Source organism: Photobacterium sp. GB-36, from assembly GCF_003026135.1.
GTDB lineage: Bacteria > Pseudomonadota > Gammaproteobacteria > Enterobacterales > Vibrionaceae > Photobacterium.
In genome coordinates this window covers 68,173-80,949 of sequence record NZ_PYNY01000003.1, presented here as the reverse complement: position 1 = coordinate 80,949, position 12,777 = coordinate 68,173, and the positions used below count along the sequence as shown (strand labels likewise).

Here is a 12,777-nt window from a genome sequence, read left to right as displayed (position 1 = left end):
CGGATAGAACATCATGAATTTGCACGAATATCAGGCAAAACAGCTATTCGCTGAATATGGTTTACCTGTACCAGAAGGTTACGCTTGCGATACGCCACAACAGGCGGCAGAAGCGGCAGGTAAAATTGGTGGTAGTAAGTGGGTAGTTAAATGTCAGGTTCACGCTGGTGGTCGCGGTAAAGCGGGCGGTGTGGAATTACATGAAACCAAAGATGGTATTAAACAGTTTGCTCAAAACTGGCTAGGTAAAAATCTAGTAACTTACCAAACAGATGCTAATGGTCAGCCAGTAACCAAAATATTAGTTGAAGAAGCATCTAATATTGCCAATGAGTTGTACTTAGGTGCAGTGGTTGATCGTGGCTCTCGCCGTATCGTTTTCATGGCATCAACTGAAGGTGGTGTGGAAATTGAAAAAGTAGCAGAAGAGACACCTGAACTTATTCATAAAGCAGCAATTGATCCATTGGTTGGGCCTCAGCCATACCAAGGACGTGAGCTTGCATTCAAACTGGGTCTTAAAGGCGATCAGATTAAACAATTTACTAAGATCTTTATGGGCTTAGCAAATATGTTCGCTGAATATGATCTTGCACTGCTTGAAATTAACCCACTAGTTATCACGGGTGATAATAACCTATTGTGCCTAGACGGTAAGATTAATATCGATTCTAACGCAATGTATCGCCAGCCTAAACTCCGTGAAATGCATGATCCATCGCAAGAAGATGAGCGTGAAGCACATGCTGCACAGTGGGAATTAAATTACGTTGCACTCGACGGAAACATTGGCTGTATGGTTAATGGTGCAGGCCTTGCAATGGGTACGATGGATATCGTTAACCTGCACGGTGGACAGCCGGCTAACTTCCTTGATGTAGGTGGCGGTGCAACCAAAGAGCGTGTTACTGAAGCATTTAAAATTATCCTCTCTGATAGCAACGTAAAAGCCGTATTGGTTAATATCTTCGGTGGTATTGTACGTTGTGATTTGATTGCTGATGGCATCATCGGCGCTATTGCAGAAGTTGGCGTTAAAGTACCAGTTGTTGTTCGCCTTGAAGGTAACAACGCAGAAGTAGGTGCAGCGAAACTTGCAGATAGTGGTCTTAATATTATTGCTGCGACTTCGTTAACAGAAGCGGCGGAAAAAGTTGTTGCTGCAGCGGAGGGTAAATAATGTCAGTTTTAATTAATAAAGATACCAAAGTAATTTGTCAGGGCTTTACTGGCGGACAAGGTACATTCCACTCAGAGCAAGCGATTGAGTACGGAACACAAATGGTGGGTGGTGTTTCTCCAGGTAAAGGCGGAACAACACACCTAGGTCTACCTGTATTTAATACGGTACGTGAAGCAGTTGAAGTGACTGGTGCAACAGCGACAGTTATCTATGTACCCGCACCGTTTTGTAAAGACGCAATCTTAGAAGCAATTGATGCTGGCATCGAGCTTATCGTAACGATTACAGAAGGCATTCCAACACTGGATATGCTAGATGTTAAAGTTCGCCTTGATGAAGCTGGCGTTCGTATGATTGGTCCTAACTGTCCGGGTGTTATTACACCAGATGAGTGTAAGATTGGTATCATGCCGGGTCATATCCATAAGGCTGGTAAAGTAGGTATCGTATCGCGTTCAGGTACATTGACTTACGAAGCGGTTAAGCAAACAACAGATGAAGGCTTTGGTCAATCTACATGTGTAGGTATCGGTGGTGATCCAATCCCAGGTTCAAATTTCATTGATATCCTTGAAATGTTTGAAAAAGATCCAGCGACAGAAGCGATTGTAATGATTGGTGAAATCGGTGGTACTGCTGAAGAAGAAGCAGCAGCTTACATTAAAGAGAACGTGACAAAACCTGTTGTTTCTTACATTGCGGGTGTTACCGCACCTCCTGGTAAGCGTATGGGTCACGCAGGTGCTATTATTTCTGGCGGTAAAGGTACGGCTGAAGATAAATTTGCTGCACTTGAAGAAGCTGGCGTTAAGACAGTAAAAAGTTTAGCAGATATCGGTAAAGCGTTACGTGAAGTAACTAACTGGTAATCTCTACCTACCCATTGAAAATGAAAGCCCTGCATTTGCAGGGCTTTTTTATTGATTAGTAATACAGAGCGTTAAACACCAATCTCACCACCATCTTCACGGCGAATAACGACCGTTGATGAACGTGGTCGAACTTCTGTACCGCTAGGTGCTGCTTCGGCGGCATTATCACTATATGGCCAATTGCCCGGATGTTGAATATTAACAAACAGAGATTTGTAGTCAGGGCTAATGGTGAAACCTGTGACCTCACAACCATTTGGACCAACAAAGAAGCGTTTTAGCTCTGCCTGATTTGAGCTAGCAATAACTGTTTGACTATCATCTTCATTCAGTAACTGAGATGGCACTACCGCAAGCATTTGATCATTGGTGTACTCTTCAACTTCATCAGCACCATTATCGGTTTGAATCCACATAATACCTCGTTGATCAAACGCTAATCCATCAGGGCTAGCAAACTGATTTAGATCTGTTAAACCTGAGCGGTTTGTCTCTTCATCACCATTACTTGGTGAGCCAAAAACGAAAATATCCCAGTTAAACTCTGTTGGATTTTCACCTTCATCCCAGCGAATGATATGACCAAATTTATTATTTAGGCGAGGGTTGGCAGGGTTAGTGCTGTCTTTACGTTTAGTGTTATTGGTTAGGGTGAGGTAAACAGAACCCGTAAATGGATCCACTGCTGCCCATTCAGGACGATCCATTGGTGTTGCTCCAACTAAATCAGCGGCACCTGCAGTATTAATGATGATCTCAGCCAATGAGTTAAAGTGTGAAGCCAGTGTATCACCTGAAGTTGTGAGGCTATCAAGGGTTAACGGCAGCCAAGTTCCGGTACTGTCTTCATTAAATCGAGCAACATATAGTGTGCCTTCATCCATATACTTATCACCGGTTAATAAGCGGTTTGAAGGTGAAGCATCAGCGGGATCCCATAATGCTGCTGACTCAAATTTGTATAGGTACTCAAAGCGTGAGTCATGGCCTGAATAAAACACAACAGGCTTACCTTCTTCTAGTTTGCCAAAGGTACAGCCTTCGTGGCGGAAACGCCCTAACGCGGTACGTTTTTTAGCTCGAGAGTTTTTTGTATATGGATCAATTTCAACAATGTAGCCATGACCATTGGCTTCATTTCGGTAATCGTCAAGTGATGAAGTACCTGTTGGTGCTAAATTAAAGCGAGCAAATTCATCAAGACGTTCTTCATTATGGCCAGCTAACGTTTCCCACTTATAGCGACCTTGTAAATACTTACCTGTGCCCGAAATACCAATACGATCTTGCTCTTTGGTGCGTGTGCCAGTGTTAGTAAAATAGCCCGGCCAGTTTTCTTCACAGGTGAGATAAGTTCCCCACGGTGTATAACCGTTACCACAGTTGTTAAGCGTTCCACGTGCTTGACTACCGTCAGGTGAAAAGCGAGTGACGGTTAACTCTGAATGTGCGAGAGGGCCGGATAAATCCATTACAGTTGCACCGGTGTAGCGACGGTTAAGTGGGTCGCTGTCGATTAACTTCCATTGGTTATTTTCAAGTTGGATACGAACAACAGAAATACCATGAGCGTTTATCTCTTTGCGGATTTCGTCTATATCAGTACGTACTTCTTTTGCTCTTTCGGCATCTTTGTCCCAGTTTGAGTGCAGTGCTTGCTGATCAATGTACTCGTGGTTAATACAAAGTAATCCATCAGTAGATTGTTCGTTTAATGGAAAAAAGTGCATACCGTCATGGTGCATACCTAATGCATTTAACTGATCAGTACTGTTATTTGTACCATCATTTTTCCATGCATTTGCAGTCGCATTTAATGGTGTACCCCAAGGGACTAATACTTGTGCGGTGTAGCCTGAAGGAATAGAAACGGCATCAGTTAACGAACCAGGGATAGAATCGAAATTTAAAACAGCTTGAGAACGATCTGCTACCTTAGCCGTTGCTTCAGTTGAACCTGAAGAGTTACAACCAGCAAGACCTAATGCACCAAGAGCTGACATTGCACTCATACCTAAGCCACCCTTGAGGATGCTTCGGCGTTGCAAGTTAGCTTGAAGTACATCTTCAAATGCTTTGTTATTACTGGTGTTATAGCGGGTAGGATCGAACGTTTCCTTACTCATTGCTTTGCTTTCCTGTGTTTATTATTTATTTAATAAGTTGAACAGGAAAGATAGTAAGAATGGGTAGTGACAGAATTTATCTATTATTGTGAAATTTATATTTAAATAATATTGTCAGCTACCCAAGTAATGAAGATAAGGTTAACGCGCAGTGCGTTTTAGTTGGCTAAGCATAAACATTGCAGCGGCAGATACAACAACAGAAGGGCCTGCTGGCGTGTCGTAATGCCATGACATTGCAAGACCAAGAACCACAGCTATCGCGCCAATAATTGACGCAAATACTGCCATTGATTCTGGACTGTGTGAAAAACGTCGAGCGGTCGCGGCAGGAATGATAAGTAATGATGTAATGATCAATGCCCCAACAAATTTCATCGCAACAGCGATTACCATACCCACCATTAACATCAGTAATAGGCGCATTAAATCGACATTCACGCCTTCTACTTGAGCCATTTCTTCACTAATAGTCATCGAAAGTAGTGGTCGCCATAGATAAATCAATAAAGCTAAAACGACAGCACCACCGCAATATATCCATAATAGATCGTTAGTGGTTACAGCCAATAAATCACCAAATAGATATGACATTAAATCGATACGAACATTGTCGAGGAAGCTCACTGCAACCAGACCTAGCGATAAAGCGCTATGGGCTAAGATACCCAGTAAAGTATCTGTGGCTACATAACGTTGTTTTTGTAGCGTAACCAGTACAACTGCAAGCACTAAACAACAGATAACTAACGCCAGATTTAAGTTGATATTAAAAAGAAAACCTAGCGCAATACCGAGTAGAGAGGCATGAGATAATGTATCGCCGAAATAAGCCATTTTTCGCCAAACAACAAATGAGCCCAGTGGACCGGCGAGTATTGCAATACCAATACCAGCGATCAAGGCCGGCAGAAGAAACTCAATCATGCTTTTGATTCCTCATGGTTATTACAGCATTTATGAGTTTTATTTGAATCGTCATGCTGGTGGTTATGTTTATGTTCATAGACAGCAAGCTGCTCTGTCGATGTTTGACCGAATAATGCAATGTATTTAGGGTGGCTCGTCACAGTCAGTGGACTACCAGAGCAACAGATGTGATGTTGCAAACAAATCACATTATCAGTTTTCGCCATGACAAGGTGTAAGTCGTGAGAAACCATCAAGATGGCACAGTTAAGTAAATCACGTAACTGTTGGATCAGGCGATAAAGCTCTAATTGGCCATTTACATCAACCCCCTGTACTGGCTCATCAAGTACCAGTAGATCCGGTTTTTGCAATAAGGCACGTGCAAGTAAGACACGTTGCATTTCACCACCAGAGAGCCCATGCATATCGCTATTAAGTAGGTGACGACCATTAACCATGTTTAAAGCTTCGATACGTTGTTCTTGATTATAACGCCCAGCAAGACGCATAAAACGATCGACAGAAAGAGGCAGGGTATTATTTAGGCGTAGCTTTTGAGGCACATAGCCAATACGAATTCCTTTTTTACGAACCACTTTTCCTTTTGTGGCTTTACTCAGTCCTGTTATGACTTTTACTAAGGTTGATTTACCTGCACCATTAGGACCGATTAAGGTGGTAATTTCACCGCGTTCAAGCTTAAGCGTAATATTATCCAAAACATCACGTTCACCAAATGAGACAGTGACTGATTGTAGTTCGATTAGGGTTGACATAAAGGAAGTTGTCTTAATAGGCTTTAGAAATAAAAGGTAATGTTATAATATAACATTACTGATGTGTTATATTGTAACATTATCATGTTCGTTAGGGAATATATTGCTCATCATATAAATAATTAGCAGTATAAAAGTGCAACACTTATTTTTTAGGATAATAAAATAATGCAACGTATATCATCATTGTTTTGTGCAGCAGCTCTGGCTTTATCAGGTTCAGCAATGGCAGATGACTTTAAAGTTGTTACAACCATTAAACCATTAAACCTGATTGTTAGTGAGTTAGTTCAAGGTGCAGCAACGTCAGATGCAATCTTACCACCAGGAGCTTCTCCACATGATTATGCATTACGTCCATCAGATGTAAAAAAATTGAATGATGCAGATCTGGTAATTTGGGTTGGGCCTCAACTAGAAACTTTTTTAACAAAACTTATGGCTACAAACCCAAATAGCTTCGCTTTGACAAAACAAGCTGGTATCGATTTTCTAAATTATGGTGCTAAACCGAGTGATGACCATGGCGATCATGCCAGTCACGACGATCACGATGACCATGGCGATCATGCTGGCCACGACGCTCACGATGGCCATGGCGATCATGCCGGCCACGATGATCACAATGACCATGGCGATCATGAAGGTCACGATGCTCATGATGACCATGGTGATCATGCAGGTCATCACCACTCTGGGCTTAATCCGCATTTCTGGATGGGACCAAAACAGACAATTGAAGCCGCAAATGTGATCACGGAAGCATTGATTAAACATGATCCATTGCATAAAACTGTTTATCTCGATAATCTTTCAACGTTTACCACTGAAGTTAATCAAGCTGTAAGTGAACTTAATGCGGAATTAAAACCTGTTTCAAATAATGGCTATTTTGTTTTTCATGATGGCTATGGGTATTTCGAACATCAGTTTGGTCTGAATAACTTAGGGCACTTTACTGTTGAGCCTGATCGTAAGCCTGGTGCTAAAACTCTAATCGCAATTCGTGAATCATTAAAAGATAAGCAAGCTTATTGTGTATTCAGTGAGCCGCAGTTTTCACCAGCAGTTGTTGATAGTGTAACTAAAGGCACAGGGGTAAACATAGGAACCCTTGATCCAATGGCGACAAATGTCGAAGTGGGCAAGGGAGGATACGTCCGTTTTATTAAGGAACTCGGACAGAGCTTTACCAAGTGTTTAAAATAGAAAATGAAATTATATCAAGCGGCAGCAACTTCTATTAAAGAGCTGCCGCGTCAGCACAAAATTGCGTTAGTTTCCACCTCTGTGCTTATGATGGCTGCCATAATGTGGCAGCCATCAAAACCACAAGTAACTTTTCCATCATCAAGCGTAAATAAGCGTATTGATGTCACATTGCCATCTAAATTAGATTTATTATCTGAACAAGATAGTGAGCCATTAGGTGTGTCTCTTGATCAAAATGATCCTGAATTCCAAGCACCAAAAGATGAAATAGAGCAACAACTTGATGATGCTAAAGTTGAAGTTGAGCATAAACATCGAGTGGCATCGGGTGAAACGTTAGGGATTATCTTTTCACAGTATGGTTTGCCTATTTCAGATATGTACCGCTTAATTGATGCAAATAAGTCAGTACAGAATTTGCGTGTTGGACAAACACTTGAGTGGGAAGTCAATGATGATGGGAAATTAACAGAACTTAAAATTATCCGCAGTAAAAAAGAGACGGATGCCTTTACACTATCGAAAAAAGGTTATGTATATAAAAAGATAGTTAAAAAAGGTGAGATGAAACCCGTTACTATCATCGGACGTGTAAATGGCAGTTTTTATAATTCAGCTCGATCAGCAGGCCTAACACCGACTCAGATCCAAACATTAGTAAAAGCCTTACAATGGAAATTTAACCTTGGACGCGAAGCGCATAAAGGGGATCGTTTTGCTGTAGGTATTGATCGAGAATTTATTGATGGTAAGGCGGTGGGTAAAGGTGAGGTTAATGCTTTTTACTACAAATCAGCGAATGGTAAGGATTCAACCTTTATTATTAGAGGTGATGATGATCAGTTCTATGATAGTAGTGGACACAGTTTAAACCGAGCATTTAGACGTATTCCCACATCGAAACGTTATCGTATCAGCTCATCTTTTAATCCAAATCGTCTCCACCCTGTCACTGGACGCCGATCACCACATAATGGTACCGATTTTGCGGTTCCGATTGGTACATCTGTTTTGGCTGCTGGTGATGGCGTCGTTGTAAAATCACGTTACCACCCATTAGCAGGTAACTATATTGTCGTTAAGCATGGCCGAGAATATATGACACGTTATTTACACCTAAGTAAACGTGAGGTGAAGGTGGGCGATAAAGTGAAAATGGGACAACGTATTGCTAAAAGTGGTAATACTGGGCGCTCAACAGGCCCACACTTACATTTTGAGTTGATAAAAAATGGTCGTCCTGTTGACGCAATGAAAGTATCTTTGCCACAAGCCGATCCACTCTATGGTAAAGAACGCAAAAATTTAATGAAACAAGTTAGCTTTTATAAGGATAAGTTTAACGATGTAATATCGAGCTAAGTTGTTTAATCGTAAAAAAGCGCACATATTGTGCGCTTTTTTTATGGTTTTTATCACTGAATTTAACTAATCAAAGACGTTTTTTAAATTAACCCAACACTTATGATTTATATCTATAGGGAATTAAGTATTTGTATTTCTGTTCCTTTTTGGTGATTCCATGTCGTTTTTAAGCAATGTAATGGCAAAAAAACAAATGTTTTTTTGATTTATGACAAGACATGAAATGTATCAATATGTAAAATTCAAATCAGAAATGCTAATAATTCTTATTAAGGTAACGATTTACTATGAAGTTGTCAGAGATGTCATGCGGAAACTGTGGGGCCGTCATTAATATGTCTGCGTTACCCTCAGCGACGCGAAAAAAGTTGATGGTTATGGGGTTACTACCTCGTACAGAAATTACCGTTGTTCGTGTGGCGCCGTTAGGTGATCCGCTTCAAGTTCGTGTACGTGGTGTTGATATTGCTTTACGTAAGCAAATTGCAGAAAACATCGAGGTTGAGGCACTGTAATGCAATATAATATTCTTACTGTTGGTAACCCGAACAGTGGTAAAACAACGTTGTTTAATGGCTTAACTGGCGCTAAGCAGCAAGTCGGTAACTGGGCTGGTGTAACGGTTGAGAAAAAAACAGGTCGCTACCAACACAATGGTGATGATTTTTCGCTGACAGATCTACCTGGTATTTATAACCTTGATAGTGCAAACGATGCGAATAGCCTTGATGAAGCAATCGCGTCACGTGCAATTTTAACAACGCCTGCTGACGTGATAATCAACGTTGTTGATGCATCGAGCTTAGAGCGTAGTTTATACATGACGCTACAGCTGCGTGAGCTAGGCCGCCCGATGGTGGTTGTGCTCAACAAGATGGATGTTTTGAAGCGCCAGCGTCAGGTATTGGATATTAAAGCGTTAGAAAAAGCATTAGGGTGTCCTGTATTAGCGTTATCTGCTAATAATATGGAGCGTATTGCTGAATTTAAAACCAAGTTACACAAGATGTTAACACAAGGTGTTGTCGTTAACGAGTTTGAGCTTGATTATGGTCAAGATTTCGAGCGAGCAGTGAGTCAATTAGCACCGTTATTCAAACATAACGATAAGCTAAATGCTCGTGCACAAGGTATCCGTGTATTAGAAAACGATACTTTAGTGATCAACACGCTATCTGATGAAGATAAAACAACAGCATGTGGTTTACGTGCAGATTTATTAAGTACGGTTGATCCTGATATTCAAGTCGCTGATGTGCGTTACACCTTCTTGCATCAGCTGTGTCAAAAAGTCCGTCGTCAAGAAGGCCGTTTAAGTAACAGCCTAACGGATAAAATAGATCGTGTATTACTGAACCGCTTTTTTGGTATCCCATTTTTCTTCTTAGTAATGTACGTGATGTTTATGTTTGCGATAAACATTGGTAGTGCATTTATCGATTTCTTTGATATTAGCTTTGGCGCACTATTAGTCGATGGTGGTCATCATCTTTTAGATGATCACTTGCCAGTATGGTTAGTAACAATTATTGCGAACGGCATCGGTGGTGGTATTCAAACGGTTGCAACCTTTATTCCAGTGATTGCGTGTTTGTACCTGTTCCTTGCGGTATTAGAAAGCTCGGGCTATATGGCACGCGCCGCATTTGTTCTTGATAAAGTGATGCAAAAAGTAGGTTTACCGGGTAAAGCATTTGTTCCTCTAGTGCTTGGCTTTGGTTGTAATGTACCTGCGATCATGGCAACTCGTACTCTTGAACAAGAACGTGAGCGTAAACTCGCAGCCGCAATGGCACCCTTTATGTCATGTGGCGCGCGTTTACCGGTATATGCACTGTTTGCAGCAGCTTTTTTCCCTGAAAATGGTCAGAACGTGGTATTTGCACTGTACCTATTAGGTATTGTGGCAGCTGTGATGACGGGGCTTATTTTACGTTCAACGCTTTACCCTGGCTCTAGTGATAGCTTTATCATGGAAATGCCAAACTACGAATTACCAACTATTCGCAATGTGGTGATAAAAACATGGCAAAAGCTAAAGCGCTTTGTATTTGGTGCGGGTAAAACCATCGTTGTCGTTGTGGCAGTATTAAGCTTCTTTAACTCATTAGGTACTGATGGTTCATTCGGTAACGAAGATACGTCTAAATCTGTGTTATCTAAAGCATCACAGGTGGTGACGCCGGTGCTTGAGCCTATTGGTGTGAAAGCCGATAACTGGCCTGCAACCGTCGGTATCATTACGGGTATTTTCGCAAAAGAAGCCGTTGTGGGTACGCTAAACAGCTTATACGCACCAGCAACAGATGATAGCAATGAAGAATACAACCTTGTTGCTAGCTTAAAAGAAGCAGTTGAATCAGTTGGTGATAACCTAGCAGCATTAAGCTTTAGTGATCCACTGGGTATCGAAGTGGGTGATTTAGAAAACAAACAAGCCGTTGCTGAAGAGCAGGGTGTTAACGAATCTGTATACGGTAACATTCAAGCGCACTTCGTAAGTGGTGCAGCTGCAATGGCGTACTTGATTTTCATTCTGTTGTACACACCATGTGCGGCTGCAATGGGTGCTTACGTACGTGAGTTTGGTCAGAAGTTTGCTCTGTTTATTGCAGGTTGGACGATGTTAATGGCTTACTCGTTTGCCACTTGGTTCTACCAAATTGCTCACTTTGTTGATCATCCTGTAACGAGTGCATTCTGGATTAGCTTCTTCGTATTGATTAATGGCGGTATCTTCTTGTTATTGAAACGAGAAGGGAAAAAACAAACTAACCTTGAAGGCTTGTTAGTAGAATGATCCTACAGCAGCTAAAACAATATATTGAACAGCATGGACGTGTCAGTCGCAAGCAACTCTCTGATCACTTCGGAATGTCGGAAGACGGGGTTGAAGCAATGCTTGATGTATGGATACGTAAAGGTTCGATTGGAAAAGAATTGGTTGGCTGTGAAAGTTCAGACTGCTGCCAACCTGCGAAAGAGATTTGGTATCGTTGTTTATCCGTTAACGAATTATCGATAACGGTAATGCGATAGAAGGTAGTAAAAGCAAAAGGCAGCTTAATTAAGCTGCCTTTTTTAATGCTAATGAGAGATAGCCGTAAAGCCTTTAACCTGACTTAACTCTTCGCGAAGCTCATCAGCCAGTGCTGCTTGTAGCGCTTCACTGCGTTGAGTACCATCTGTATTTCCCCAAATTGGTCCAGGCCATGCTATGTCATGACTAAAGCGTGCAATGTGGTGTAAATGAAGTTGTGGTACAAGGTTACCTAATGCACCAACGTTAATCTTTTCTGCTTGATAGTCGTTTTCTAATAATGTGGCTACGGCACTTGATTCACGCATTAGTTGGTATTGGTCTTGTTCAGGTAGGTGGTGGATCTCACGTAACTCGTCAATTCGAGGGACTAAGATAATCCATGGCCCCAGCGCTTCTTTAGACAATAAAACACGAGAAAGCGGAAAATCACCGAGTACAGTGGTATCAGATTGTAGGCGAGGATGAAGAGTGAAACGCATGTAATTATTCCTTCACAGTACATTATGGCTCACAAGCCAGAGCATTATTTATCATAGTATGCCTAATTTAAAACGATTGGTATTATCCTTAACGTATTCTCTAACATTTGGTTAAGAGTTCTAATTATTGTGAGGCAACTTATGGCAAGCGAATATCAGTTTATACTCGATTATTGGTTTGGCGAGTTAGAGGGTGAAGTAACCAAAGAAAATAAACATGCGCTTTGGTTTCTAGGTGGTGAAGAAATTGATGCTTACATTAAAACCCATTTTCAATCTTGGGTGAGTAAGGCTGGCAAAGGGGAGTTAAATCACTGGTGTGAAACGGCCCAAGGTCGCTTGGCCCTGATAATTTTACTCGATCAATTTAGCCGCAACATCTACCGTGGATTAAGTGCGGCATTTCGTTATGACTCATTAGCCTTAGCATTGTGTAAACGTGGTTTAGCATTGAATCAAGATGTAGATTTATCGCCAATTGAACGCGTATTTTTCTATTTACCTTTAGAACATGCAGAAGATTTGGAAGATCAAGAAGAGAGTGTGTTTCGCTTTCAACACTTAAGAGAATCAACTTCCTTGAATAATCGTGAACTATTTGATGGCTTTTATAATTATGCGAGAAGCCATTATGATGTGATTAAGCAATTTGGACGTTTTCCATATCGTAATGCGGTGCTGGGGCGACTTTCTACGCAAGGTGAATTGATGTGGTTGAACCAAGGTGGTCAGCGATTTGGTCAATAAAGGGATCTAACTATTGAATCTTTGGTTATGTTTTTATTTACAGAGCCTAATTTATAAACATA

The 12,777-nt window shown here is 41.3% G+C and carries 12 protein-coding genes; 8 read left to right on the top strand and 4 right to left on the bottom strand.

The features are described from left to right. Positions 1-13: 13 nt before the first annotated feature. Both sucC and sucD read left to right on the top strand, forming a co-directional pair. The gene (gene sucC, locus C9J46_RS03685; RefSeq protein WP_005370549.1) at positions 14-1,180 is read left to right on the top strand and encodes an ADP-forming succinate--CoA ligase subunit beta; all 1,167 of its coding nucleotides are present in this window, start codon (positions 14-16) and stop codon (positions 1,178-1,180) included. After that, positions 1,180-2,052 (top strand): succinate--CoA ligase subunit alpha, encoded by an 873-nt coding sequence (gene sucD, locus C9J46_RS03680; RefSeq protein WP_005370551.1) that lies wholly within the window; start codon positions 1,180-1,182, stop codon positions 2,050-2,052. The genes sucC and sucD overlap by 1 nt, the downstream gene beginning before the upstream one ends. Positions 2,053-2,123: 71 nt before the next feature. Here sucD and C9J46_RS03675 read toward each other — a convergent pair whose 3' ends face one another. The 3 genes from C9J46_RS03675 to znuC form a co-directional block, all read right to left on the bottom strand. After that, the gene (locus C9J46_RS03675) at positions 2,124-4,181 is read right to left on the bottom strand and encodes a PhoX family phosphatase (protein WP_107287070.1); all 2,058 of its coding nucleotides are present in this window, start codon (positions 4,179-4,181) and stop codon (positions 2,124-2,126) included. A 141-nt stretch (positions 4,182-4,322) separates the two neighbouring features. Beyond that, positions 4,323-5,108 carry a zinc ABC transporter permease subunit ZnuB gene (znuB, locus tag C9J46_RS03670; protein WP_105060634.1) on the bottom strand — a complete coding sequence of 262 codons (786 nt, stop codon included), beginning with the start codon at positions 5,106-5,108 and terminating at the stop codon, positions 4,323-4,325. Next, positions 5,105-5,869 (bottom strand): zinc ABC transporter ATP-binding protein ZnuC, encoded by a 765-nt coding sequence (gene znuC / locus C9J46_RS03665; RefSeq protein WP_107205583.1) that lies wholly within the window; start codon positions 5,867-5,869, stop codon positions 5,105-5,107. The genes znuB and znuC overlap by 4 nt, the downstream gene beginning before the upstream one ends. 168 nt (positions 5,870-6,037) lie before the next feature. On the opposite strand from znuC, the gene C9J46_RS03660 reads away from it, so the two are divergent. The 5 genes from C9J46_RS03660 to C9J46_RS03640 all read left to right on the top strand — a co-directional run bounded on the left by C9J46_RS03660 (position 6,038) and on the right by C9J46_RS03640 (position 11,485). Then, the gene (locus tag C9J46_RS03660; protein ID WP_107245582.1) at positions 6,038-7,078 is read left to right on the top strand and encodes a zinc ABC transporter substrate-binding protein; all 1,041 of its coding nucleotides are present in this window, start codon (positions 6,038-6,040) and stop codon (positions 7,076-7,078) included. Positions 7,079-7,081: 3 nt separating this feature from the next. Further along, a complete protein-coding gene (gene mepM, locus C9J46_RS03655; protein WP_107290569.1) occupies positions 7,082-8,443 on the top strand; it encodes a murein DD-endopeptidase MepM in 1,362 nt (453 codons plus the stop codon). Between the two features lie 290 nt (positions 8,444-8,733). After that, on the top strand, positions 8,734-8,961 hold the full coding sequence (locus C9J46_RS03650; RefSeq protein WP_107290568.1) for a FeoA family protein: 228 nt from the start codon (positions 8,734-8,736) through the stop codon (positions 8,959-8,961). Continuing rightward, positions 8,961-11,246, top strand: coding sequence for a Fe(2+) transporter permease subunit FeoB (feoB, locus tag C9J46_RS03645; protein ID WP_107290567.1), 2,286 nt, complete (start codon positions 8,961-8,963; stop codon positions 11,244-11,246). The genes C9J46_RS03650 and feoB overlap by 1 nt, the downstream gene beginning before the upstream one ends. Further along, entirely contained in the window at positions 11,243-11,485 is a 243-nt protein-coding gene (locus C9J46_RS03640; protein WP_107245581.1) for a FeoC-like transcriptional regulator, read from the top strand. Before feoB ends, C9J46_RS03640 begins: the two co-directional genes overlap by 4 nt. A 48-nt stretch (positions 11,486-11,533) precedes the next feature. On the opposite strand, the gene C9J46_RS03635 is transcribed toward C9J46_RS03640, so the two are convergent. After that, positions 11,534-11,968: an HIT domain-containing protein gene (locus C9J46_RS03635; RefSeq protein WP_107205588.1), complete on the bottom strand. Its 435-nt coding sequence runs from the start codon at positions 11,966-11,968 to the stop codon at positions 11,534-11,536. 141 nt (positions 11,969-12,109) lie between these two features. Between C9J46_RS03635 and C9J46_RS03630 the strand changes: the two genes are divergently transcribed. Continuing rightward, a complete protein-coding gene (locus C9J46_RS03630; RefSeq protein ID WP_107205589.1) occupies positions 12,110-12,715 on the top strand; it encodes a DUF924 family protein in 606 nt (201 codons plus the stop codon). The last annotated feature ends 62 nt before the right edge of the window (positions 12,716-12,777 follow it).

What these genes read in the sequence shown, in the direction of transcription:
- znuB (WP_105060634.1), bottom strand. Translation starts at nt 5,108, where the DNA reads ATGATTGAGTTTCTTCTGCCGGCCTTGATCGCTGGTATTGGTATTGCA.
- C9J46_RS03650 (WP_107290568.1), top strand. Translation starts at nt 8,734, where the DNA reads ATGAAGTTGTCAGAGATGTCATGCGGAAACTGTGGGGCCGTCATTAAT.
- znuC (WP_107205583.1), bottom strand. Translation starts at nt 5,869, where the DNA reads ATGTCAACCCTAATCGAACTACAATCAGTCACTGTCTCATTTGGTGAA.
- C9J46_RS03640 (WP_107245581.1), top strand. Translation starts at nt 11,243, where the DNA reads ATGATCCTACAGCAGCTAAAACAATATATTGAACAGCATGGACGTGTC.
- C9J46_RS03675 (WP_107287070.1), bottom strand. Translation starts at nt 4,181, where the DNA reads ATGAGTAAGGAAACGTTCGATCCTACCCGCTATAACACCAGTAATAAC.
- sucD (WP_005370551.1), top strand. Translation starts at nt 1,180, where the DNA reads ATGTCAGTTTTAATTAATAAAGATACCAAAGTAATTTGTCAGGGCTTT.
- C9J46_RS03660 (WP_107245582.1), top strand. Translation starts at nt 6,038, where the DNA reads ATGCAACGTATATCATCATTGTTTTGTGCAGCAGCTCTGGCTTTATCA.
- mepM (WP_107290569.1), top strand. Translation starts at nt 7,082, where the DNA reads ATGAAATTATATCAAGCGGCAGCAACTTCTATTAAAGAGCTGCCGCGT.
- sucC (WP_005370549.1), top strand. Translation starts at nt 14, where the DNA reads ATGAATTTGCACGAATATCAGGCAAAACAGCTATTCGCTGAATATGGT.
- feoB (WP_107290567.1), top strand. Translation starts at nt 8,961, where the DNA reads ATGCAATATAATATTCTTACTGTTGGTAACCCGAACAGTGGTAAAACA.
- C9J46_RS03630 (WP_107205589.1), top strand. Translation starts at nt 12,110, where the DNA reads ATGGCAAGCGAATATCAGTTTATACTCGATTATTGGTTTGGCGAGTTA.
- C9J46_RS03635 (WP_107205588.1), bottom strand. Translation starts at nt 11,968, where the DNA reads ATGCGTTTCACTCTTCATCCTCGCCTACAATCTGATACCACTGTACTC.